Annotated in this window: 20 protein-coding genes; 3 read left to right on the forward strand and 17 right to left on the reverse strand. The window is 56.9% G+C overall.

Going from position 1 to position 23334, the window contains the following annotated elements:
* Positions 1 to 48: 48 nt before the first annotated feature.
* The 6 genes from LKO31_RS10195 to LKO31_RS15000 form a co-directional block, all read right to left on the reverse strand.
* Positions 49 to 1689 carry an ATP-binding protein gene (locus LKO31_RS10195; protein ID WP_407699280.1) on the reverse strand — a complete coding sequence of 547 codons (1641 nt, stop codon included), beginning with the start codon at positions 1687 to 1689 and terminating at the stop codon, positions 49 to 51.
* A 157-nt stretch (positions 1690 to 1846) separates the two neighbouring features.
* Positions 1847 to 2608 carry a TIGR02186 family protein gene (locus tag LKO31_RS10200; protein WP_227690382.1) on the reverse strand — a complete coding sequence of 254 codons (762 nt, stop codon included), beginning with the start codon at positions 2606 to 2608 and terminating at the stop codon, positions 1847 to 1849.
* Positions 2609 to 2628: 20 nt separating this feature from the next.
* Complete coding sequence (locus tag LKO31_RS10205; RefSeq protein ID WP_227690384.1) at positions 2629 to 3537, reverse strand: sulfite exporter TauE/SafE family protein; 909 nt, start codon at positions 3535 to 3537, stop codon at positions 2629 to 2631.
* Positions 3538 to 3686: 149 nt separating this feature from the next.
* On the reverse strand, positions 3687 to 4904 hold the full coding sequence (locus tag LKO31_RS10210; protein ID WP_227690386.1) for a hypothetical protein: 1218 nt from the start codon (positions 4902 to 4904) through the stop codon (positions 3687 to 3689).
* Positions 4901 to 6352, reverse strand: a complete 1452-nt coding sequence (locus LKO31_RS10215; RefSeq protein ID WP_227690388.1) for a glycosyl transferase family protein — start codon at positions 6350 to 6352, stop codon at positions 4901 to 4903. Before LKO31_RS10215 ends, LKO31_RS10210 begins: the two co-directional genes overlap by 4 nt.
* Positions 6353 to 6470: 118 nt before the next feature.
* A complete protein-coding gene (locus tag LKO31_RS15000; protein WP_265104629.1) occupies positions 6471 to 6599 on the reverse strand; it encodes a hypothetical protein in 129 nt (42 codons plus the stop codon).
* On the opposite strand from LKO31_RS15000, the gene nhaA reads away from it, so the two are divergent.
* Entirely contained in the window at positions 6550 to 7794 is a 1245-nt protein-coding gene (gene nhaA, locus LKO31_RS10220; protein WP_227690613.1) for a Na+/H+ antiporter NhaA, read from the forward strand. The genes LKO31_RS15000 and nhaA overlap by 50 nt on opposite strands.
* The gene (locus tag LKO31_RS10225; protein WP_227690390.1) at positions 7791 to 9149 is read left to right on the forward strand and encodes a hypothetical protein; all 1359 of its coding nucleotides are present in this window, start codon (positions 7791 to 7793) and stop codon (positions 9147 to 9149) included. Before nhaA ends, LKO31_RS10225 begins: the two co-directional genes overlap by 4 nt.
* A gap of 100 nt (positions 9150 to 9249) precedes the next feature.
* Here the strand turns inward: LKO31_RS10225 and LKO31_RS10230 are convergent, their stop codons facing one another.
* Both LKO31_RS10230 and LKO31_RS10235 read right to left on the reverse strand, forming a co-directional pair.
* Positions 9250 to 10260: a zinc-dependent alcohol dehydrogenase family protein gene (locus LKO31_RS10230; RefSeq protein WP_227690614.1), complete on the reverse strand. Its 1011-nt coding sequence runs from the start codon at positions 10258 to 10260 to the stop codon at positions 9250 to 9252.
* Entirely contained in the window at positions 10260 to 11999 is a 1740-nt protein-coding gene (locus tag LKO31_RS10235; protein ID WP_227690392.1) for an N-acyl-D-amino-acid deacylase family protein, read from the reverse strand. The genes LKO31_RS10230 and LKO31_RS10235 overlap by 1 nt, the downstream gene beginning before the upstream one ends.
* 133 nt (positions 12000 to 12132) lie before the next feature.
* Here LKO31_RS10235 and LKO31_RS10240 point away from each other — a divergent pair, with 133 nt between their 5' ends.
* Complete coding sequence (locus LKO31_RS10240) at positions 12133 to 12444, forward strand: alkylphosphonate utilization protein (RefSeq protein WP_227690615.1); 312 nt, start codon at positions 12133 to 12135, stop codon at positions 12442 to 12444.
* Positions 12445 to 12511: 67 nt separating this feature from the next.
* Here LKO31_RS10240 and LKO31_RS10245 read toward each other — a convergent pair whose 3' ends face one another.
* From LKO31_RS10245 to LKO31_RS10285, 9 genes are all read right to left on the reverse strand, one after another.
* On the reverse strand, positions 12512 to 13036 hold the full coding sequence (locus LKO31_RS10245; RefSeq protein WP_227690393.1) for a cupin domain-containing protein: 525 nt from the start codon (positions 13034 to 13036) through the stop codon (positions 12512 to 12514).
* Positions 13037 to 13087: 51 nt separating this feature from the next.
* Positions 13088 to 14383: an acyl-CoA dehydrogenase family protein gene (locus LKO31_RS10250; RefSeq protein WP_227690395.1), complete on the reverse strand. Its 1296-nt coding sequence runs from the start codon at positions 14381 to 14383 to the stop codon at positions 13088 to 13090.
* Positions 14384 to 14413: 30 nt separating this feature from the next.
* Positions 14414 to 15745: a phosphotransferase family protein gene (locus tag LKO31_RS10255; protein WP_227690397.1), complete on the reverse strand. Its 1332-nt coding sequence runs from the start codon at positions 15743 to 15745 to the stop codon at positions 14414 to 14416.
* Between the two features lie 104 nt (positions 15746 to 15849).
* Positions 15850 to 16632, reverse strand: coding sequence for an enoyl-CoA hydratase (locus LKO31_RS10260; RefSeq protein ID WP_227690399.1), 783 nt, complete (start codon positions 16630 to 16632; stop codon positions 15850 to 15852).
* A 129-nt stretch (positions 16633 to 16761) separates the two neighbouring features.
* Positions 16762 to 18123, reverse strand: coding sequence for a DUF389 domain-containing protein (locus LKO31_RS10265; RefSeq protein WP_227690401.1), 1362 nt, complete (start codon positions 18121 to 18123; stop codon positions 16762 to 16764).
* Between the two features lie 16 nt (positions 18124 to 18139).
* On the reverse strand, positions 18140 to 19069 hold the full coding sequence (locus LKO31_RS10270; RefSeq protein ID WP_227690403.1) for an electron transfer flavoprotein subunit alpha/FixB family protein: 930 nt from the start codon (positions 19067 to 19069) through the stop codon (positions 18140 to 18142).
* Between the two features lie 28 nt (positions 19070 to 19097).
* Positions 19098 to 19847 (reverse strand): electron transfer flavoprotein subunit beta/FixA family protein, encoded by a 750-nt coding sequence (locus tag LKO31_RS10275; protein ID WP_227690406.1) that lies wholly within the window; start codon positions 19845 to 19847, stop codon positions 19098 to 19100.
* Between the two features lie 124 nt (positions 19848 to 19971).
* The gene (gene sucC, locus LKO31_RS10280; protein WP_227690408.1) at positions 19972 to 21183 is read right to left on the reverse strand and encodes an ADP-forming succinate--CoA ligase subunit beta; all 1212 of its coding nucleotides are present in this window, start codon (positions 21181 to 21183) and stop codon (positions 19972 to 19974) included.
* Between the two features lie 422 nt (positions 21184 to 21605).
* Positions 21606 to 22748 carry a serine hydrolase gene (locus LKO31_RS10285; RefSeq protein ID WP_227690410.1) on the reverse strand — a complete coding sequence of 381 codons (1143 nt, stop codon included), beginning with the start codon at positions 22746 to 22748 and terminating at the stop codon, positions 21606 to 21608.
* Positions 22749 to 23334 lie beyond the last annotated feature (586 nt).

Consider the following 23334-nt stretch of genomic DNA (forward strand, 5'->3'; position numbering starts at 1 on the left):
GGCTGCATCGTCCAACGCACCCCCCGTTTATCCGGCTCAGAACAATGTTTAGCGGCCTTGGCTGCGCCAACGCTTGACCACTCGTTCCAGCATATTCGCCTCTCCGCCGCTATGCGTCCACAATTGCGAGAATAGCGGATCGCTGGAGGCTGGACGTTTATCTTCTTCCAGATCGTCAAAATTAACGCGCACCGGAATGGACACACCCTCGCCGCACACAATGGCTTCGCGGTTGCGCAGCGCCGGAATGCTGTCGACAAATCCGCGCGCCCCTTCGGGCATCGCCGCCTTGACGAACAATTGGTCGCGCTCGTTGTTCAAACGCATGGTCAATATCGTGCCGCATTGCGACAATACGCCTTCGGCCAAATCGGATGGACGCTGGGTAATCAACCCCAAGGACACGCCATATTTCCGGCCTTCCTTGGCGATACGCTCCAATATTTTCCGGACCGCCTGCCCCTGCCCCACATCTTTCGCGGGAATATAGCGATGGGCTTCTTCGCAAACCAACAAAATGGGGTGCTGCTGTTCCCCGCGCGACCAAATGGCATAGTCAAATGTCAAGCGCGACAAGACCGCCACCACCACCGACGTAATATCGCTGGGCACACCTGACACGTCGATAATCGAAATGGGTCGCCCTTCGGCGGGCAGGCGGAAAATTTTGCCGATAAAATTCGACATCGTATCCGCCACCAACATGCCCGAAAACATGAAATTATAACGCGGATCCGCCCGCATTTCTTCGATCTTGCTTTTAATCCGCATATAAGGCGTGCTGTTGGTCGCCTTGTCCAGCTTGCCCATTTCATTGGTCAAAATGGCCAACAAGTCGGACAGCAAATAAGGGATCGGGCTGTCGACCGTGATTTTGGTCATGCCTTGCGCCAAGCGGCTTTTCTGGCGCGCTTGCAGCAAACATTTGGCCAAGACGTCGCAATCGCTCTGCCGCTCTTCGCCCTGAACGGTGACGAACACTTCGCAATGTTCTTCGAAATTCATCAACCAATATGGCATCGCCAAATTGTCGACGTCGAACAAAGCGCCGGTGCCCTTAAAGGCCGAGGCATATTCACCGTGCGGATCGATCATCACGATATGCCCTTGGGGGGCCAGTTCGCATATGCGGTGTAGCACCAAGGCCGCACTGGTCGATTTCCCCGTACCGGTCGACCCGAGCAGCGCGAAATGCTTGCCCAGCATGGCGTCGATATAGAGCGATGCTCTAATGTCCTTGGTCGGGAATACGGTGCCAATTTCCACATGGGCGCGTTCATCGGCGGCATAGATTTGCTTTAAGTCTTGGCTGGTCGCCGCATAAACCTTGGTGCCCGGAATGGGGAAACGCGTCACCCCGCGCCGGAATTTGTTAATCACGCCAGTTTCCCGATTTTCGTCCCCCTCGCCCAGAAAATCCATCAGGGCGATGACCTTGCCGTTCACACCATCCTTAATTTCCTGATCCCTGATAGTGCCCAGCAACAAAAAGGCCCCAACGCGCAATTTCACTTGCGACCCCACTTGGCCCGCCATGGCGAGCGCCTGATCGGGATCATTCATGAAGGGTGCCATCAAGGCCGCATCCATCAACAAACGGGCTGACGATCCGGAAACCGCAATCACTTCGCCCACCAACAGACGTTCCATCACATCATCGTTGGACGACCCCGCATCTTGCACAGCCATCGACTGTCCGCCGAAATTTTCCATAATCGCCCCGCCTTCATATGTTGCTGGCAGGCCCCACGGGTCATACCAAAATCACCACCCACATAACCCCATAGGGTAAACAAAGGGTTGGCCCCAGCCACCACAGGAGCCACCATAGGATAAAATCTATGCCCTATCGCCGCCGAAACAAGGCCGACGCCCCAAAGCCCATGACCAACGACAAAGCGACCGCGCTGAGCCCATATAGAAAGCCATTTTCTTCGGCCGATTCAGCAACAAATCGTTCAAAGCCCGCTTTACGAATTTCGACATCGCGCGATGCAACGGCCAACACGCGCCCCTTGCTGATCAAGAAAGTTTCGGCGCGGTACGTCCCTTCGGGCACGCGTGCGGGCACGGCCAAACGAGCGCGATAAAGGACCCCCTCGCTGATCTCTACGGCCGAGGAATTTTCATAATAAAGGCCCAGCCTTTTATACAGGTCGATCAAGCCCGCTTCCATACGGCCCAAATTCTCTGCTTCGCCAAATCCGGTCGGCGACATGGACAGGTTGCTAAGGCCCAATTCAAAAATCGCCGCCGTTCGCTCATCGACCAATTTGTCGATGGGCCGCGACGAACCAATCGCATAATAAGCAGGGGCACTGCGCAAACGCAGGCTTTGGGCATTCACCCAAATACCCGCGACCCGGCTTTTTTCGCGCAGCACCATGGGTCGCACAGGCCCTTTCAGTACCACCACAATATCGGCGCGGTCGTCTGGCAAACGCTGATCGGGATAAAGAATCGCCCCGAACAACAGCAACTCTTCGCCAGTAAAACTATATTGAATTTCAATGTTGCGGCTGGATACATCGGGCACCAAGCGCGGGTCTTGCTGGTCAGCCGCCACGGGGGCCGCTGCACATAGCGCCGCCATCATGGCCCCTGCCATGCCGATGCCCCGCCACATCATCATTGCACCGTGTAAATTTCAGCAGGGCGAATGAACAAACCCACCGCCATTTGCAGCGCCACCAGCAACACCACCGCCGCCAAGGCCATGCGCAAATATTCTGGCTTGGCCCGCTGGGCAAAACGCGCGCCAATTTGGGCACCGACCACACTGCCCAGCAGCAACAATCCCGCCAGCACAATGTCCACGGCGCCCGTGGTCATGCTGTGGACCATGGTGGTGGCAATAGTCACAAACAAGATTTGATATAAGGATGTGCCAACCACCACTTGGGTGCTCATGCCCAGCAAATAGAGCATGGCTGGCACCATGATGAACCCGCCGCCGACGCCCAATAACATGGTCAAAATACCAACCACCGCGCCCAAAATCAGCGGAGCGAGCGGAGATATATACAGACCCGACCGGTAAAAACGCCACCGCAGCGGCAGGCTGGCCACCAAGGGGTGATGCCGCCGTTTGCGTGCTGGCGGAGGAACGCCCGCCTTGTTGGCACGAAACACACCCCATGCTTCTTTGGCCATCAAGCTGCCAACCGAACCAAGCAACACGACATATAAGATCGCAATAGCGGTATCGATCTGACCCACGCTGGCCAATAACTCGAAAATCAGCGCCCCCAGCATCGACCCTATGATTCCGCCGACGACCAAAATGCCGCCCATGCGCAAATCCACGCCGCCGCGTTCCAAATGCGCCATCACGCCCGAAACACTGGCGCCCGTCACCTGCGTCGCAGCCGATGCCGCCGCGACCGTTGGGGGAATGCCATAGAAAATCAGCAAAGGCGTGGTCAGAAAACCGCCGCCCACCCCAAACATGCCCGACAGCAAGCCGACGCCGCCGCCCAGCATGATGATCACCAAGGCATTAACCGATAAATTGGCAACGGGAAGGTAAAGGTCCATGAGCCTCTATCGCTGAACGACACCCCAAATCAGGGGCCATTTGCTGCTAATAGCCCATAAATATCATCGGGGGAACGCACCGCGCCGTTGCCCAACGAATATATTTGCACCTCTGGTACAAATTTCCGTCGCCGAACAAACCGCACTCCCTAAAAATCAGCGCCTAGGGTCAAGGCCGCCCCATTTTTCGGCTGGGCATTGCCCGCCACGCGGTGCCGCCAATCCAAGGACACTCGCATTCCTTTACCGAATTTCGGCAGCGGCAGCGTGATGCGCGGCCCTATGTCCAGCCGCGATACATCGGGCTGGGAGGCCCCCGCCACCACCACACCCAAGCGCAGCGACTGGGCCTCATTCCGCAGACGGACGGCCCGATCAACCACCACCGCGCCGTCCACAAAAGCGTCGCGTTTCTGCACCCCAACGACGCCCGCCTGACCATAAGTATCAAGCCGGAACTTCGCAGGCAGCGATTGCCCACTGACGCCCCCGACGATCATAGCCGCCATCGCAGAGCGTCCTTCACGCCCCAATTTCTGTCGCCGTTCTATCGCCAAGCGGACCGGAAGCGCCGCGACGGGCTTGGCGCTAATGCCAATCGCCGCCTCGCTTTGGGCCACATGGCCCAAGGCCACGCTGCCCCGACCATAAAGCTGCCATATCTGCGCCCCGTCCAGTTCATAAGCGACGCGCAGTCCCGCCTGACTTCCCCCCAATTCCCCAGCCACTGGCAAATTGTTGGGGCGGTTCGCCAAATTGTCGCGCAAGAAAACCCATGCTGACGCCGAAAGCCGATCCACCTTGAACGCCGCGCCGTCCCCATCGGCAGGCACAGAGCGGACCGGCGGCGGTATCATCATTGCGGGCGGCGCAGCGGCGTTCGCAGGGCGGGACGTCAAAGACATTCCATGCGCCTGTGTCGGCTTTGCCGCGACAGGTTGTGCCAAAACCATCGCGGGTGCAGCGTCCATTACGGCTCCGGCCTTCCCAGCGGCGTCACCGCCGCTCCCCACTTCCAACAGGCCAAAGCGCTCGACCACGGCAGCTTGTCGGCCCCTAGCGTGCACAAAAGGCCCCAGCGCCCGCTGACCGCCATAGCTAGCCGCCCAATTTCTGGCGTCGTAACGCGGCACACCCGTCGCATGGGCGGGCGGCACGGTATGCGGCGCTGGCAGCGTCCTTTGGTGGGGCACTTGCTCCAATGGCCGCTCAGCCAGCGCCCGCGCACTGACATCGTCGAACCAAAAAGCCGGAACCAATGGGAATAAAGCCCGCAACCCCACCCAGCCCAGCAAGAATATCGCCAAAAACCGCAAGGCTGGCGCTTGCCGCCACCACGACCCGCGTGAACCATAAGTCGGGGTCATATATGCTCACCCATCGGGGCCAGCCCAGATTTTTTGCCATGATGGGTCTTGGCCCACACCACCTGACCCGACCGGATCATGCGGATGTAATTGCGCACCGCCTGCCATGACGCGCTGATCGCCACCATATTGGCCACCAAAGCGCGCGGCAGGGCGCACAGCCCTTGGCGCCAGCCATGTACTTGCGCCGTAAAAATCATCCGCCACGCCAACCGCCACACCAATAACACAGCGTTCACCGTCAACAAGGCCGTCATGGCGCTCCCCCATCCCGCATCGTTCCACGCCAGAAATTCGCGGCCCGCCAAATGCAGCAGCAACAAAGCCAAGGCGACATATCCCGCCAAAATAACCACCGCTGCCAACGGCCCCCGCCGATCACGCCACAGCATCCAATGCCCCAGCAGCGTCGCCAATTTTCCCGATCGCGCGGTTACGGCGGGCAAAGGCGGCCAGCCCAAATGCCCCCACCCCGCCAAGGCAATGCCAGTGACCCAGCGCGCCTTTTGCCGCACCGACGCTTTTAATTGATTGGGAAATTCGCCCCGCGACACGATGGGTGATCCATCCGGCCCCCGCGCATCGACAAAGGCGGCGGACAAGCCATAGGTGCCAATTAAAATGCCAATCTCATAATCCTCGGTCAGGCTGTCGGGCCGAAACGGCAGGCCATCCCGCTCCATCGCCAGCAAAGTCACCGCGTCGCGGGACAAAGCACAGCCCACACCAGCGGACGGAATGGGCAGGCCCAAGGCCGAACGCAGGGGCAATTCCTTGCGGTGCGCCTCGGCAAATTCATCGGCATAATGGCCCGACACCCACAGACCGCCATCCGGAATAATCGCCTGAACGGGAATTTGCACCATCGAATGCGCCGCCAACATACGGCGGTAAACGGCCAATTCCAACGGGTGAACAATGTCCTCGGCATCATGCAAAATCACCCCAGCATATCGCTGACCCGTGGTCCGTTCATCAACGCCCAAAGCCGTCCACATTTGGTTTAAATTATGACCCTTGGTTGTCGGCCCGTCGCGGTCGGCCACCACCAGACGCAGGCGCGAGTCGGCAGACACCAAATGCGACACCGACAAAATCGTCCGTTCATCATTGGGGTAGCAGCCCAGATAAATGCAAAAATCTTCGCCGTCCCACGCAGCCAACATACGCGCCAAGGTGTCGGCCAGAATCTCATGCTCATCCCATGCAGGTAAGAAAATCGCCAAGGCACCATCCGGTACGCCGCGTCCGCTGAGCAAGCCACCGGGAAGATCATCCGTCCCGACATGAACCGCCATCGCCCGCCGTTTCCGGCGCGTGCCCAGCCACATAAGATCGAACAGCAAATCGTCCAAGCCGATCAGCAAAATTCCGATGGCCGCAAACAACAATAGCTCCCGCGCTGTCATCCAGACGAGACTGTCCATCGCCGTGGATATATATTCCACTGCTTGCCCCTCCCCCCATATTCGGCTTTATAAAACCGGATAAGCGAACAGGATGTGACCTATCAACATGATTGTAAAGATCATGTCACCCGTTACAAAATGATCCGAATTCGCGTCATTATACGAAAATAGAGACAGGATATATGGTCAGCATTTCAGCACCTCGCTCGGCGCTCAGGTCGTTTCTTGCCAGCGAAATGGCCAGCGGGATGATTTTGATAATCGCTGCCATTTTGGCCATAATCATGGCCAATTCTGCCTTCAGCGAATCCTATCTGGCCTTTGTTCATGCCGACATTGGACCCATGCTGTCGGACAAGCTGGGCAGCATGTCCTTATTGCTGTGGGTCAATGATGGGCTGATGGCGATTTTCTTTTTGCTGGTCGGGCTGGAGATTAAGCGCGAATTTGTCGATGGCCGCTTGGCGAGTTGGGACAGGCGCCGTTTGCCAATGATGGCCGCCGCCGCTGGTATGGCGGTTCCGGCGATCATATACACGCTGATCGCCGGTCAAAACCCTGCGCTTATTCAAGGTTGGGCTATTCCTGCGGCGACGGATATCGCCTTTGCTATGGGGGTATTGGCGTTGCTGGGGTCCCGCGCGCCGACATCCTTGAAACTGTTTCTGGTCACGGTCGCGATTGTGGACGATATGGGCGCCGTTGCCATTATCGCAATATTTTACACCGCCAAAATGAATATGATGGCCTTGGCGGCGGCAGCGATGATTTGGGCGGTCATGCTGGTGCTGGGCAAATGCCGGGTCAAAAGCCTGACCGTTTATCTGCTTCTCTTTGCTTGCCTATGGTATGCCACCTTGCTGTCGGGGGTTCATGCCACCATCGCAGGCGTCTTGGCGGCCATGGCGGTACCCGTGGAAACCACCCCAGGCGCACCAGACAGCAGCACGTCGCCCTTGCACCGTCTGGAACATGGCTTGCACGCGTTGGTCGGCTTTTTCATCGTGCCCCTTTTTGGCTTTACCAATGCGGGCGTTTCGCTGGGCGGCTTGACCATGGACCATATCCTATCCCCCTTGCCATTGGGCATCGCAGCGGGTCTGTTTTTCGGCAAGCAAATTGGGATTTTTGGGGCCATCTGGCTGAGTGTGAAGTGCGGCATTGCAGGGATGTTGCGCGGCGCGACATGGTTGCAAATCTATGGGATTGCGGCCCTGTGCGGCATCGGTTTCACGATGAGCCTGTTTATCAGCGGCCTTGCCTTTGCCCATAATGCCTTGTTTCAAGACGAAGCCAAAGTCGGCATTTTGATGGGTTCGGTCCTATCGGCGCTGGTCGGTTTCTTGGTCTTGCGCTTTGCCCCATTGGCCGATGACCATCATCAAGAAGAAGCTGAAGCCGACGCCGAAATCACATTGGACGGCGATGTCGCTGACATTTCGGACAGGCTGGCGATGACATATAAAGGAGCCAGCGCATGATCCGTCCCGCCATGCTTTCCATCCTGTGTAGCAGCGCCTTGTGGATATCCGGCTGCGCCAACACCCCCGTCCCAAGCGCCAGCGTGAGTAACAACGATGGTGCAAACATGACGGGGACAGCAGCGGCGTCATCGGTCAACGCACAGGCGGTCAACCAATTGGCCGCTGATTTTGTGCGCCTGTCCCTTGAAGCGGGGGCCCATGAAGCGGGCTATATCGACGCCTATTATGGCGACCCCGCCTTACGCCAAGCGGCCGAAGCGGCCCCGCGTAGCAAGGCAGAGCTCACCCAAGCCGCCATCCATTTGCGCCGTACGGCGCAGCAATTACAACAGCAAAGCCGAGACAGCATGGAACAGCGCCGCTTGGCCGCGCTGTCCGCGCAAATTTACGCCGCAGAGACGCGCCTGCGCATGATGCAAGGCGAAACATTTCGCTTTGCGGATGAGGCAGAGCGGTTGTTCGGCGTCCGCCCCATTTTGCACCCGCTCAGCGATTATGAGGCCCCCTTGGCGGCGCTGGACAAAATGTTGGCTGGCGGCGGGCCACTGCCCCAGCGTGTCGAGGAATTTTCGGCCCGTTTCACCATTGCTAAAGACCGGCTGCAAAGCGTTTTTGACAAAGCCATTGCCTTGTGCCGCGCCAAAAGCATGGCTCATATTGCGATGCCGGACGGCGAAAGCTTCCTACTTAACTTTGTGACCGACAAAAGCTGGAGCGGATATAATTATTACCAAGGCAATTTTCACAGCAAGATAGAGGTCAACACGGATTTCCCCATCCGCCTGCCACGTGCCATCGATCTGGGGTGCCACGAAGGTTATCCGGGCCATCATTTGCTGAACATGAAATTGGAAGAAAAGCTGGTACGCGGACAAGGCTGGCAGGAATTTAGCGTCTATCCGCTCTACAGCCCGCTCAGCCTGATTGCCGAAGGATCAGCCAATTATGGCATAGACTTGGCATTTCCCGCCAAACAACAGGTCGAGCGGGATGTGCTGATGCCGCTGGCGGGTTTGCCGCCCGCACATGATGATCTTTATTGGCGGGTCCAAGATGCCATGACCGCGATCAGCGGTGCGCGTCTGACCATTGCCCAGCTATATTTGGACGGCGAAATTGATCGCGCCACCGCCGTCGCGCTCAGCCAGAAATATTTGCTGCTAACGCCCCAGCGGGCCGACCAATCCATTCGCTTTACCGAACAATATCGCAGCTATGTCATCAACTATGGTTTGGGCGAAGCCATGGTGCGCGCCTTTGTCGAGGCCGATGGTGCGGATGAAAAAACGCGCTGGCATCGTATGGAAAAATTGATCAGCGAACCGACCCTGCCGTCCGACTTGCTCCGCTGAACAAAATGGGGCGGAAAGACGACCCAGATCGTCTTTCCGCCCTCCCCCTCCCGTCCGAGAACAAGTCCGCGTGCGGGTTTTTCGGTTCATTATTGGCGCGTTATGCGATATCCACCACAATCTTGCCGAAATGGCGGCCCGATATTTGATGGGAAAATGCCCCCGCCAAATCTGCCAAGGCGAAATGGCAGTCCACCACCGGCTTCAAGCCATTGGCGTTAATCGCGGCGATCATGTCCAATTGATGCTGGCGGCTGCCAACTGTTAACCCTTGAACGCGCAAATTTTTGGCCATCAGCATGGCCGTCTGAACGGGTCCAGCGAACCCAGCCAGCACGCCGATCAGGGCGATATGCCCCCCAACCCGCGTTGCCACCATGCTTTGGTCCAATGTGCCCGCGCCGCCAATTTCCACAACATGGTCGACGCCGCGACCGCCCGTATAGTCCAACGCCTTGACGCCCCACGCCGCCTGCTCGCGATAGTTGATCAGATGGTCCGCCCCCATAGCGCGCAAACGTTCCAGCTTTTCATCCGACGAGCTGGTCGCAATGACCGTAGCGCCCGCCATCTTGGCCAATTGCAACGCAAATATCGATACGCCGCCGCTGCCTTGTATCAACACCGTTGACCCCGGCCGCACATTGCCATCCACAAAGAGCGCGCGCCACGCCGTGACTCCAGCACAGGTCAATGTGGCGGCCTGCGCTGCATTATATCCTGTCGGGGCATGGGTGAAATAATGGGCCGGAACGGTCACGGATTGGCGGGCATAGCCATCCATCCCATCCCCCGGAACGCGGGTGAAGGCGCTGCTGGACGCGGCCCCATCATGCCAATCCGGAAAGAAGAGCGAGACGACCAAATCACCGACTTGAAAGTCGACAACTCCCTCGCCCACCGCCTCTACCACGCCGGCACCATCTGACATGGGGATGCGCCCATCTTGGGTTGGGATCATGCCCGCCACAACCGCATAGTCATGATAATTCAGCGATGAAGCCATCAACTTCACCCGAATCTCCCCTGCCTTGGGTTCCCCCGCGTCCGGCAATTCGACATAGGTCAAATTGTCCAGCGACGCAGGGGCGCGCAGCCTGATGCCTTTCATCATTCCGCCGCCAAAGCATAGTCCGCGCGCTGCGGCCCACGGATGACTCCGCCAGGGAAAACGCCTTGCAACGCACCATCACGAAATGTGACCTGACCCGATTTGATGGTTGCGACATAGCCATCCGCTTTTTGCAGCAAACGCTTGCCGCCCGCTGGCAAGTCAAAGGCCATCCACGGCTTGCCCAATTTCAGGCCATCCATGTCAATGACGTTCAGATCCGCCAGATATCCCGCCGCCAACAAGCCGCGATCTTCCAGTCCATAGAGCAGCGCCGTATCGCGGCACTGACGCTTCACCGCAACTTCGAGGGAAATACGGGCTTTTTTCCGGTCACGAACCCAATGTTGCAACATGAAGGTCGGCGAAGCCGCATCGCAAATGGTGCCGCAATGCGCGCCGCCGTCCGACAGGCTGTTCACCGTATCATCGGCGGCCTGCAAATCTTCCAAAAAGTCCAAATTGCCATCGCGATAGTTCAAAATCGGGAAATAAATAAATCCTTTGCCATCATCCTTCATCAACAGATCATAAGCATATTCGGCGGGCGTGACGCCTGTCTTGACGCTGCGCGATGCAACGCTTTCTTCGGCTGTTGGCTCATAGTTAAAGTCAGGGTCCATTTCGAACTGCATCGGCCAACCTTCCGCTACCGATTGCAGAAATTCCAAAATGTCGCTTTTCGGCCAAATGCTGGCTTCGCTGGTCATGCGGCGGCGTACCTCGGGGTCGCGCAAACGCTCTAGCTTTTGCGCCCAGTCCAAATGCGCCAATTCCCGCCACGCTGGTTTATACAAGAAGGGATGAACGGTGCCCTGCCATGCCATGACAACACCATTTCCGCGCAGCGCAATTTGCGCCACAATATTGGCGCCATTATCATTTTGCGCCCGCATTTCGGAAATTTGTTCTTCCAGCGGCAATTCTTTGACATTGGATTGTAGCGCAGCAAAGGTCACCGGCAAGCCCGTTTCACGGCTAAGGTCGCCCATCCATTGAAACTCATTCCACTCGCGCTTCATATCGCTGGCCATTTCAAATACGCCATATCCCACACGGCCCATACCGCGCCCAATGGCGACCAACTCTTCGGCGGTGGCGGTGGTGCCCGGTACCAATTCGCCATCAATGGATTTGTGCAGCACTGTGCGGCTGGTTGAAAAGCCCAGCGCCCCTGCCCGCACGCCTTCTTCGACAATGCGCGACATTTCCGCAATATCTTCGTCGGTCGGAATGGCCCCCGGTTTTTCACGGTCGCCCAGCACATAGGCCCGCACCGCGCCATGTGGCACATGGCAAGCCACGTCGACCGTGCGCGGCAGACGTTCCAGCGCATCCATATATTCGGGAAAACTTTCCCAATCCCACTTCATCCCTTCGGCCAAGGCCGTGCCGGGGATATCCTCTACGCCTTCCATCAGGCTGATCAGCCATTCGTGGCGATCAGGCCGAGCGGGGGCAAAGCCGACACCGCAGTTGCCCATCACCACTGTTGTCACGCCATGCCATGACGAAGGGGCCATTTCCTGATCCCATGTGGCCTGACCATCATAATGGGTATGCACGTCCACAAAGCCGGGGGTCACAATCTTGCCCTGCGCGTTCAGCTCTTGGGTGCCATTACCAATATTTCCGCCAATGGCCGTGATACGATCACCATCAATCGCAATATCCGCAACAAAGGGCGCGCCGCCCGTGCCGTCGACAATCGTGCCGCCACGAATCACCAGATCATGCATCCAGATTCTCCCATTTTTTTCGTTTTCTAATGAAACTTATCAAATGATAGATATTTGCCAAGCGCCTTTCGTCACCAGCGATGTTTTCCGGCCATCATTGACCCCGCCCCCCGTTCCGGTGCAGAGCATCGGCATGAGCAGCAATGATGAAGACTATGTCTATGACGAGGCCAGCGGCGAATGGTTGCCGGCCAGTGAAGTTCAGGCACGCCAAGACGCCGCCGCCGCAGGCCCTGTGGTGCGCGATGCCGTGGGCAATATTTTGCAAGACGGCGACAGCGTTTCGTTGATCAAAGATTTAACGGTCAAAGGCGCAGGGCAAACCCTGAAGGTCGGCACGGTGATCAAGTCCATTCGTTTGACCGGCGACGATCAGGAAATCGACTGCCGCCACGATGGAATCAAGGGCTTGGTCCTGCGCGCTGAATTTGTGCGCAAACGCTGAACCAGTGCGTTATCTTTCCTTGTGGCTCTAGCTTCATTTCGCTGGTGGCCACAAGAAAGGTGGTAATTCAGGACGGACGCGGGCTAGAGGGCGGGTTTTCACTGCCCCATTTTGGTCGCGCGGCATCCATACCACCGACGATCTTGTCCCAATAGGCGCTGGTTGCGCCCTTCATTTTCATATCAAAATGGTCAACGGTGCGAAATTCCAATACCTCCACCCCTTCCGCGCCGGGGCGATAGCTATAGGGCACATCTTTGCCGACAAAAAATCCGTCGCCAGCCTGCAAAATCTCGTTGCCCAATTTCAGCGACCCGGCCAAAATATAATATAAGCAATCGGCATCATGGCTGTGGATCGGCAACGGAAAGTCGCTTTTGAACCAAGCATAGGTCAGGCTCATATGCGGGGTGGAAAATAACACCCGCGTTTCATTGCCTTCGTGCAATCCCGCCTCTACCCAGCGGCCCACCCCTTCGGCGACCACAGGCGTCATCGCCGCCAGCACCATCGCCCCCGTTTCATGCAAATGCGGTGCGTCCCCTTTGCGGAACACGCGAAATGTTTCGTTCGCTTGCGGTTCGGCTGTCATTGTCCATCTCCCATATAAAAAGGGCCGCAACATCGTGCGGCCCCCTTAAGATCAGATTTTACCCAAGGTCTCGCGGCGCGGACCCAAATAGCCGAACAGATAAGCACCAACTTTGCGCATCTGAATTTCCTCCGCCCCTTCGGTGATCCGGTAACGGCGGTGGTGGCGATAAATATGTTCAAATGGCTTGTGGCGGGAATAACCCATGCCGCCATGCACTTGCATGGCGCGGTCCGCCGCTTCGCAGCACAAGCGGTTCGCCCAATAATTGCACATGCTGACCTTGTCCGACAAATTCCGCTCCACTTCCTTGTGCGGCATATTGTCCATATCCCACGCGGTTTTGCGGATCAGCAAGCGCAGCATTTCGGCCTGTGTCGCCAATTCCACCAGCGGGAATTGAATGGCCTGATTGCGGGCCAGTGCCTCACCAAATGGTTTGCGTTCACGGGCATAGCGCACGCTTTCCTCGATGCAATAAACCGCCGCGCCCAGCGACGATGCCGCCTGACGAATGCGGTTTTGATGCACAAAGCTTTGGGCAATCGACAAGCCGCCATCCACCGGCCCCAAACGCGCGCTGTCCGGCACCCAGACATTGGTAAAGCTGACGCGCGGATGGTCCGTGGGCATGTTAAACGTCCACAGATATTCTTCGATCTGCAACCCTTCGCTGGGGTTTGGAACCAGCAAGCAGGTGATCCCTTTGGCGTCGCCATCCTTGCCGCTGGTGCGGCAGAATGTGGCGCAATGCGTCGCCACATGCATACCCGTGGTCCACATCTTCTCGCCATTGATCAGCCAGCCATCAACCCCATCGCGCGTTTCGCGCACCGCGTGGGTTTCCATATGGGTGGCATCCGACCCATGATTGGGTTCGGTCAGGCCAAAGGCGGTGCGGCGTGTGCCTTCAAATCCGCCCAAGATGAACTCGCTCTTTTGTTCATCGCTGGTGGCAAATTGCTCGAACATTTCCACAAAGGGGAAATTGCCGACAATGCTATGCTCATTTTGTAGATCATTGTGGAGGCCTAAGCCCTTGGCGGCAAAATGTTCGCGGATCACCGCCATCCACAAATTGCTGCCGTCCTTGCCGCCATATTTCTTGGGGGCAGAAAAACGAAAATGCCCTGCAGCATCGGCCTTTTTACGAGCTTGGCGCAGCAAATCTTCCCATTCATGGCGTGGCAGGCCCTGATTGTCCCAGTCCGTCCGCGCATGTTCACGGCGGTGGTCAAAGAAGCGTATATTATCGTCCGCTTCTTCCAATGGCTTAATCTCGGCTGCGATAAACGCATCCAATTCGTTCAAATAGGCCTGTAAATCGGCTGGTATCGAAAAATCCACGACGAACCTCTCCTCTTTATTTTTCTTTTATTATTGTTCCCATTTGGCGCGGGCAGCGGCCAAGGCGGGGTATTTCGCGCTGTCCACGCTACATTTGTCGATCACCTGTCGGCGTAGCTGCGCCAAAAGCCCCGCTTCACTTAAATCGCGGGTGCCGTCCAAAATCGCGTCTGCCAATCCCTTGTCTTCCGCGCGGATGCCCGCATCCAAATCGCGCATCAAAATACCCAGCGCATTCATGGCGACCACGGCTTGAAATTTGTCATGGCCTTGGGCTTTGGGCTTGATGTCCATTTCAATCCATTCCCGCACAGCCTCGATCATTTCGCGGTTGCTGGGTTCGCCATGCGGCGCGGGCGTTGTCGGCGCACTGGCGGGCATGGCGCGGGCGCGTTCTGCATCCGGTGCGCCGCCTTCCAGCAGCATCAGCAAATCCAGTTCCTGTTCGGCGGTGCGGCGACCAATCACCACCCGTTCGACCGTGCGGTCCGCGCCATTGCGCCATACACGGCCCATATCCAAGCAGCCCAGCGCCCACCACAAGGTGCGATACACCAACCAAAAATGAAACCGTTTGGGGTCGACCTTTTCGCCGCCTGCGGCTTCATAGGCCGCGAAATAATCATCCAAACTGCCCACACCAAAGGCAGGCTTGTCCAACATGCCAAAGCGCCACACCGTCATACAGCCAAAGGCCAAATCTTCATGGCCATCGCCCAAATGGCATAATTCCCAGTCCAGCACGGCGGCCAGCCCTTGGTCATCGACCATCACATTGCCCATGCGATAATCGCCGTGCACCAAGACAGGCGGAACGGCGGCGGGCAGATTATCCTCGCACCATTTAATCGCCAGCGCGATCACGGGACGGTCCCCGCCATAGCTAATGAAATTGGCTTTTAGCGCGGCCAATCCGTCTGCCGCCCGCATCTCTGGAATATCTTGCGGTATCGCATCGCGGGGCAAGGCGTGAATATGCGCCAATTCGCGCCCCAAATCGGCGATCAACGATGGTGGCGGGGCTGGCAAAATTTTTGCTGGCGAAACCTCGGCCATCACGCGGCGCATGACATAGCCGGTGCCCATTTGGTCGCTGTCAGCCAAGACCGCCACCACTTCGGGGGCCATCACCCCATGGTCATAAGCGGCGCGAACCAAAGCCGCCTCGGTGGGATGTTTATAGGGGCGGTTGGCCATATATTCGGCCGACGGAGCGCGGCGCAAAACATAGTCGCCGCCCGCCCAAGAAAAGGCCCAACTCTCCATATTCGCGCCGCCCGACAAGCGCGCCAACCCGTCTACTTGCCCCGCACCCACATGGCGGGCCATCACTTGGCTCAAGGATTCTGTCCATTCAGCCATGCTGCTGACCCATCTGATGAAAAGCCACGAATCGTCTCCCTTATATAATCCTAAGCACCCTAAGTAATTTTTATATGAAGCGATACGGATGTCCGTCCGCTCTCTCAGGATTTTTGTTCTCGGCCTCTTTCCATCACGGCGCGGCGGCGCTGTTCGACATCCTCGGCGCTGACCGCACTGTTGCGGGCAGCGGATATGCGGCGCTCATATTCCATGGCCTCATTCAGGCTCATCCCATATCCGTCATTGATCAATTTCTTATAATCTTGGGCCATGGCGGGGTCGATGCTGGCGGCGTCCCGCGCCAATTGCTGGGCACGCGCCACCAACTGATCCGCTGGCACCACTTCGCTGACCAACCCCCAGTCACAGGCCGTTTCGGCGTCCAAAAAATTACCGGTCAGGGACAATTGCTTGGCCCGGCCAATGCCAATGATACGGGACAATCGGGCCGACAAACCCCAGCCTGGCAAAATGCCAACACGGCCATGCGTATCGGCAAAACGGGCATTGGGGGATGCGATCAGAAAATCACAAGCCAAGGCCACTTCAAAGCCGCCCGTTATCGCCACGCCGTTAATCGCCCCAATAACAGGCTGTGGGCAGGCTTCTATGGCTTTGGCCGGATTGTCACTTTTGGTTGCAGCATTGGCTGCGGACAATTGGCTGGAATCCGAACCCAATTCCTTCAGGTCCAATCCGGCAGTAAAAGCGCGGGTTCCTGCACCCGTCACCACAATGGCGCGTACATCAACGTCCGCAGCCAATTCGTCCATCGTCTGACAAAATTCATCGCGTAGCGCCCGCGACAAAGCGTTCATAGCCTCGGGTCTGTTCAGCGTTACCGTGGCAACGCCATCTTGTTTCTCGACCAGCACAAGCGTCATATTTTCCCTCTCCCCATCTTGTCGTGCCGCGCCCATATTTTGGGTCTACGGCTGTATACGGTGATCCACCGCTATGTTTTCGCATCCACCGTGCCGATGCTCTCGCACGGCGTCACGGCATAGGCATTTCTATTCTTGTGCCGAAGACCGTGGCTTTATGGGCGGCGGTGATGTGAATTGCCCATTTTGAATCAACCATTCCGGATAACCAGCCTGCACCGACGCCATAATGCGATCAATCGCAGCGGCGACCTGCTCTCCTTCGGCTTCGCGATCACGCTGCACGATCACGCGGCGCGCCTGCGCATCAAGGAATAATTGGTCGCGTGGGATTAATTCGCCCACCGTTAGCCCCGCCAAAATGGCACGGCTGCTATCCTCGCGCTCTTCCAACATCGCCAAGCGGCGATTAATTTGCGCTTCGCCCTCAACCGCAGCGTTATTTTGCTGGCGCAATTGAGCAATGCTCACCCGCACATCCGCCTGCAACTCACCATCCAAAGCCTTGGTCAGTTTTTGGGCGAGTTGCGGGTCATAATCATTCACCAACACCACCCCATCGACCGCGATGGTTTGGCCCTCAACCCGCACATTCATGCTATCGACGCGGTCACCGCGCCCCAATAAATCGGTCAACTGCGCCTGCACCGCATGGCGGGCGCGCACTTCGCGGGCGATATTGTTAAACGAAATGCCCAGCGGAATGGTCAGCACACTAAGCGCGACCAAAATCCCCGCGATTTGCATCATCGTATGTTGCGCCGTCAGCGATGGACCAAATTTGTTCAACCGTGCCACCGCCGTTGCCGCCATGGCAATCGCAATGGTGTTGGTGATAAACAGCAGCCCCGCCCCCATGGCAAAGTCAAACCGTCCGGTGGTGATACCAAAGGCCACCGTCGACAGTGGCGGCACCAGCGCCGTTGCAATGGCGACACCCACCATCACGCCCGATAATTTGCGTAAAATGGCATATACGCCAGCAATGCCGCCGACCACAGCCACGCCCAAATCAATCAACGTCGGTTGGGTTCTGGCCCGAATTTCCGGCGTCACATCCTTGATCGGGGACAGCCAAATAATCAGTGCAGCCACCGCAATGGCCAGCAATGCACCCACCAGTAAGGTCACGAGCGACCGTTTGATCAGGCCTGGGTCAATGACCGCCAAACCAAATCCAATGCCCATAATCGGGCCGAGCAAGGGCGACACCAACATCGCACCAATCACCACAGGCGCACTGCTTTGCAGCAACCCCAGCGTTGCAATGGCGGTCGCCAAAATGATCAACAGCAAATATTTGCTGTCCAACCGCGCATCGCGGGCCACGCTGGCAAGAATAAGGGAGCGATCAGCAATATCGCTGTCCGCTCCCTCTACAAAATTGGGATCATCCAAGGATCCATCAGAAAGGCGTGCCGCCGTACGTCCACCGGCGCTAAATCCGGTCTTATCGATACCAGCCACGCCGGGATGGTTACCTTGGGTCAAGCACGCTCTCCGCTATTTAGATTTTCGCCGTCAGTTCTGGCACAGCCGTGAACAGGTCTGCGACCAAGCCATAATCCGCGATTTGGAAAATCGGTGCGTCTTCATCTTTGTTGATGGCGACGATAGTCTTGGAATCTTTCATACCGGCCAAATGCTGGATCGCACCCGAAATACCGATAGCGAAATAAACTTCCGGTGCGACGATCTTGCCAGTTTGACCGACCTGATAATCATTGGGAACATAGCCAGCGTCAACAGCCGCGCGCGAAGCACCCAGTCCTGCGCCCAGCTTGTCAGCCAATGGCGTGATGGTGGCTTCAAACGCTTCGCTGCTGCCCAGCGCACGGCCACCCGATACGATGATCTTGGCCGATGTCAGTTCCGGACGTTCCGATGCAGCAATTTCCGAACCAACAAAGCTGGACAAACCAGCGTCACCGCCAGCCGAAACCGCTTCGATGCTGGCCGAACCACCGGTGGTCGCAGCCTTTTCAAAAGCCGTGCCACGAACCGTCAAGACCAGCTTGCTGTCCGAGCTTTCGACCGTCGCAATGGCGTTTCCGGCATAGATTGGGCGGGTGAAGGTCTTGGGACCTTCGACCGACAAAATTTCCGAAATCTGCATGACGTCCAGCAACGCAGCAACGCGCGGCGCGACATTCTTGCCGGTCGTGGTCGCAGGAACCACAAAGGCGTCATGGCTGCCCATCAGATCCACGATCATCGGTGCCAGATTTTCCGGTAACGCATTCGCAAATGCTGCATTGTCCGCCACATGCACGGTGGCCACACCAGCAATAGCCGCAGCAGCCGAAGCCACGCCGTCTACGCCAGCACCAGCCACCAGCAGATGCACTTCACCCAGCTTCGATGCAGCGGTTACTGCTGCCAGCGTGGCGTCCTTTACCGCCGAACCATCATGTTCGACCCAAACCAGAGTTTTCATATCTCTTAATCCCTTAGTTCAGTGCGGATCAGCTATGCACGCCAATGGCTTTGAGCTTGGCGACCAGTTCGTCCACATCCGCCACCTTGATGCCAGCCGAACGAACGGCAGGCTCGCTAACCTTGACGGTCTTGACGCGCAGTGCGGTGTCGACGCCATAATCAGCAGGGGTTTTGTTTTCGAGCGGCTTCGATTTTGCCTTCATGATGTTGGGCAGCGAAGCATAGCGCGGTTCGTTCAAACGCAGGTCGGTGGTGACGATGGCGGGAAGCTTCAGCTTCACCGTTTCCAGACCGCCGTCCACTTCGCGGGTCACGTTCACGCTGTCACCGTCGACATTGACGGCGCTAGCGAAGGTACCTTGCGCATAGCCGGTCAACGCAGCCAGCATTTGGCCGGTTTGGTTATTGTCGCCGTCAATGGCTTGCTTGCCCAAGATGACCAGCGAAGGCGTTTCGCCGTCCACAATGGCCTTGAGGATTTTGGCAATGGCCAAAGGCTCAACTTCATCGTCGGTTTGCACCAAAATCGCGCGGTCAGCGCCCATGGCCAACGCCGTACGCAGCGTTTCTTGGGCCTTTGCAGGACCGATAGAAGCGACGATGACTTCGGTTGCCACGCCCTTTTCCTTCAGACGGATCGCTTCTTCAACAGCGATTTCGTCAAAGGGGTTCATGGACATTTTCACATTGGCAAGATCAACGCCAGTGCCGTCGGCCTTAACGCGCGGCTTCACATTATAATCGAGCACCCGCTTTACGGGGACGAGGATTTTCATGGTGTACCAACTCCTCTCAGCAAATCATGCATCGCGCCATAATTGGCGTTTACGTAAACGTCAATCCAATAACAAAGCCCTCCCCCTCAGCCGAAACTGAGAGAAAGGGCCTTGAATCAGTTAATTATGCAGCCTTGTTTGCAACTTCGGCAACAATTTTCTTGGCAGCGTCACCCAAATCATTCGCTGGAACGATGGGCAGACCGCTGTTGGCAAGGATGTCCTTACCTTCTTGTACGTTGGTGCCTTCCAGACGGACAACCAAAGGAACCGACAGGTTCACTTCCTTCGCAGCGGCAACGATACCGTCTGCGATGATGTCGCACTTCATGATACCACCAAAGATATTCACGAGGATGCCTTCAACGGCGGGGTCCTTCAGAATGATCTTGAACGCAGCCGTTACCTTTTCCTTGGTAGCGCCGCCACCAACGTCCAGGAAGTTGGCAGGGAATGCGCCGTTCAGCTTGATGATGTCCATGGTGGCCATGGCCAGACCAGCGCCGTTCACCATGCAGCCGATGTTGCCGTCCAGCTTGATGTAAGCCAGATCATATTCGCTAGCTTCAACTTCGGCGGGATCTTCTTCGGTCAGATCGCGCAGTTCGGCCAAATCCTTGTGGCGGAACATGGCGTTGCCGTCGAAGGCCACCTTGGCGTCCAAAACGAACAGCTTGTCGCCTTCTGCGGTTGGGCAAACAGCCAGCGGGTTGATTTCAATTTGCTCTGCATCGGTGCCGAGGAACGCGGCATAAAGACCCGACAGAATTTTCGAAGCTTGCTTGGCGAGGTCGCCCTTGAGGCCGAGTGCGCTGGCGACCGAGCGGCCATGGTGCGGCTGGAGGCCCGTTGCAGGATCAACGGTGAAAGTGTGGATCTTTTCGGGCGTGTTGTGCGCCACGTCTTCGATGTCCATACCGCCTTCGGTCGACGCAACAATCGCCACGCGGCTGGTTGCGCGGTCGACCAGCAGAGCCAGATAAAATTCGCTGCCGATATCAACACCATCGGTGATGTACAGACGGTTGACCTGCTTGCCAGCTTCGCCGGTTTGAATGGTGACCAGCGTGTTGCCCAGCATTTCCTTGGCATGGGCTTCGACTTCTTCCAACGACTTGGCAAGACGAACACCGCCCTTTGCGTCTGGGCCTAATTCCTTGAACTTGCCCTTGCCGCGGCCACCAGCATGGATCTGGGCCTTGACGACATAAAGCGGTCCGGGAAGCTGCTTGGCAGCCGCAACGGCTTCTTCAACGGTGAGTGCAGCAATACCTGCGGGCACGGCAACGCCATATTTCGCAAGCAGTTCTTTAGCTTGATACTCGTGGATGTTCATAAACTCTACCCCGGCCTTTCGACTCTGTCTGACGAAAATAATCGCGGTCGCCTAAGCACAACTTAGCTGCCAAGGCTACCCCTTGGGTCACGCGACTTTTGCTCCTGCACCCTATATCACCAATCACCATATGATGACTGCATTTTGCTGCACCTGCGTAAAGAAAATTTTATTTGAATATAAAACATAAACTTAAGTGTCATTTTTAACAATAAAAACGTCGCTCAAACCCATGTTTTGGGCCATATAGACTGGTCCTATGGCCATGATCATCACGCAGAAAAAATAGAAAATTTTGACAGCAGCGCCCCACCCCTGCGCACAACAAGTTGCGCCGCCAAAGAGTTGAACCGTAACAAAATTGCTTGTCGGCCCGCCGCTAAGCAGCGGGCCATATGCTAGGGAAACGCCCCCAATCGCGCTTATCGCCCGTGATATTCTGCGGTCGTGCGCGATACCGCCTGCATCAAGGCCATACGATCGGGGATCGGGGACGTCGTCTGACCCAAATAAACAGCAAAGGCATAGCGTGTGCCGTCCGGCGCCGTGCCAATACCAATATCATTATAGCCAGCGGTAAAACCGCCAAAATTCTGGCCCGTTCCGGTCTTGTGGCCAAAACGCCACCCCGCGGGAAAACCCGCTTTCAGACGCTGAGGACCGCTTTTCGTACGCTCCATGACGCTGAGAATATATTGCGTCGATTCTGGCGACAACAGGTTACCGCGCGCCAAACGGGTTAATGCCCGCACCGTCGCCAGTGGACTGGCCCCATCCATGGGATCTGCCAGATAGCGATTCATGGCTTCCCGGCGCACATCCATTGGCAAAGCTGAACGAGCAGCCTCAAAATTACGGCCAACCGACATATTTTGTTGCCATGACACGCCCGCAATGCGCGATTGCAGCAGCCGTTCACCCGGACCAAAACGAATGGCCCCCAAACCCTTGTTGGCAATAAACGCCCGAACCGATTCTGGGCCACCCACTGTCCGCAACAGGCTATCGTTGGCGCTATTATCGCTGCCGGTAATCGCCATTTCAATCAGTTCGCGCACGGTCATCGTCACGCTGCCCTGCGCCCGCACACGCGCCGCAAGGGGTTGATAAAATAATGTCAAATCATTGGGCGTGATCTGCACCGGTTGATCCATCCGCAACCGGCCACGGTCCACGGCGTCCAGCACGCTGAGCGTCACCCATAATTTGGATACGCTTTGTTGGGGAAATAAATCGTCCCCGCGCCGCGACAAAGTCCATTCTCCGTCGATGCGCTGCACCGCGATGCCAGCCTTGCCCGGAAAGGCGGTCCACAACGCGCCGATGCGTTCATCCAGTCCAGCAGGCGGACGACGAAACCCTGGGTCGACGGGCGGAGTAGAGGCTGGCCGACGGGCATCCGCATGATCATGCGGCGTTGGTGCGGGTATATGGCTGCGAACAGGATGGTGGGACTGCGCCTCCCTTGCCGGAGGGACAATTGCCGCGCTGCTGACGCATCCACCAAGAATAACGGCGATCGTTGCAACAGCGAGCAGTGGTTGACTGCTGCCCTTAATCCTCATGTGAACCCAATTTCCCTCTGTCAAAATCCCTTTGACGGCGAACCCGACCGCTGATCCTCTTCATTTGCCAGCACGGGCCTGATCGCCATAGCTTTGCGGCAGATGATTCCGTTCCTGCGACAAGCAGCATCCTTGTCATGCAACCACCCCAACAAAGGCGCAAGGCGTTTGGGCCATATTTTCGGAAACAAAAGCGCTTTTCGGAATCAGCAGCGCACTGAATGTTCAGAATTTCGGGTGATCAGAATAAGGTCGCAAAAAGCGGATTGGTACCAAAGACAAATAGGCCGCCGATGGCAAAGCCGCCCATCATGGGCAAAAACCAATCCGAAGAGAAAAGAGCACGCATCAGTAAACCGTTCGTAACGTCAAAAAACCCAAGCAACGAGCGAAGCAAGGGAAGCACCGCTTGCTCATGGCCGATAAGATGGTGCCAGATCTGGCACCATGTTCAGGCGATTAAGCGTGCGCGGCTTAGCTGGAAATGAACCATAAACTTGGCCATTGTTCAGAAATATCCTGATCCAAGGCCGCCCCGCTCGCTATGCCCTGCCAGTCCACGCTATTCGCGGACTGGCAGAATGAC

The organism is Sphingopyxis yananensis (assembly GCF_020687785.1).
GTDB lineage: Bacteria > Pseudomonadota > Alphaproteobacteria > Sphingomonadales > Sphingomonadaceae > Sphingopyxis > Sphingopyxis yananensis.

What these genes read in the sequence shown, in the direction of transcription:
- sucC (WP_227690408.1), bottom strand. Translation starts at nt 21,183, where the DNA reads ATGAACATCCACGAGTATCAAGCTAAAGAACTGCTTGCGAAATATGGC.
- LKO31_RS10235 (WP_227690392.1), bottom strand. Translation starts at nt 11,999, where the DNA reads ATGCATGATCTGGTGATTCGTGGCGGCACGATTGTCGACGGCACGGGC.
- LKO31_RS10210 (WP_227690386.1), bottom strand. Translation starts at nt 4,904, where the DNA reads ATGACCCCGACTTATGGTTCACGCGGGTCGTGGTGGCGGCAAGCGCCA.
- LKO31_RS10285 (WP_227690410.1), bottom strand. Translation starts at nt 22,748, where the DNA reads ATGAGGATTAAGGGCAGCAGTCAACCACTGCTCGCTGTTGCAACGATC.
- LKO31_RS10275 (WP_227690406.1), bottom strand. Translation starts at nt 19,847, where the DNA reads ATGAAAATCCTCGTCCCCGTAAAGCGGGTGCTCGATTATAATGTGAAG.
- LKO31_RS10260 (WP_227690399.1), bottom strand. Translation starts at nt 16,632, where the DNA reads ATGACGCTTGTGCTGGTCGAGAAACAAGATGGCGTTGCCACGGTAACG.
- nhaA (WP_227690613.1), top strand. Translation starts at nt 6,550, where the DNA reads ATGGCCAGCGGGATGATTTTGATAATCGCTGCCATTTTGGCCATAATC.
- LKO31_RS10205 (WP_227690384.1), bottom strand. Translation starts at nt 3,537, where the DNA reads ATGGACCTTTACCTTCCCGTTGCCAATTTATCGGTTAATGCCTTGGTG.
- LKO31_RS10270 (WP_227690403.1), bottom strand. Translation starts at nt 19,069, where the DNA reads ATGAAAACTCTGGTTTGGGTCGAACATGATGGTTCGGCGGTAAAGGAC.
- LKO31_RS10245 (WP_227690393.1), bottom strand. Translation starts at nt 13,036, where the DNA reads ATGACAGCCGAACCGCAAGCGAACGAAACATTTCGCGTGTTCCGCAAA.
- LKO31_RS10230 (WP_227690614.1), bottom strand. Translation starts at nt 10,260, where the DNA reads ATGAAAGGCATCAGGCTGCGCGCCCCTGCGTCGCTGGACAATTTGACC.
- LKO31_RS10225 (WP_227690390.1), top strand. Translation starts at nt 7,791, where the DNA reads ATGATCCGTCCCGCCATGCTTTCCATCCTGTGTAGCAGCGCCTTGTGG.
- LKO31_RS10255 (WP_227690397.1), bottom strand. Translation starts at nt 15,745, where the DNA reads ATGGCTGAATGGACAGAATCCTTGAGCCAAGTGATGGCCCGCCATGTG.
- LKO31_RS10240 (WP_227690615.1), top strand. Translation starts at nt 12,133, where the DNA reads ATGAGCAGCAATGATGAAGACTATGTCTATGACGAGGCCAGCGGCGAA.
- LKO31_RS10195 (WP_407699280.1), bottom strand. Translation starts at nt 1,689, where the DNA reads ATGGCTGTGCAAGATGCGGGGTCGTCCAACGATGATGTGATGGAACGT.
- LKO31_RS15000 (WP_265104629.1), bottom strand. Translation starts at nt 6,599, where the DNA reads ATGATTATGGCCAAAATGGCAGCGATTATCAAAATCATCCCGCTGGCC.
- LKO31_RS10200 (WP_227690382.1), bottom strand. Translation starts at nt 2,608, where the DNA reads ATGGCAGGGGCCATGATGGCGGCGCTATGTGCAGCGGCCCCCGTGGCG.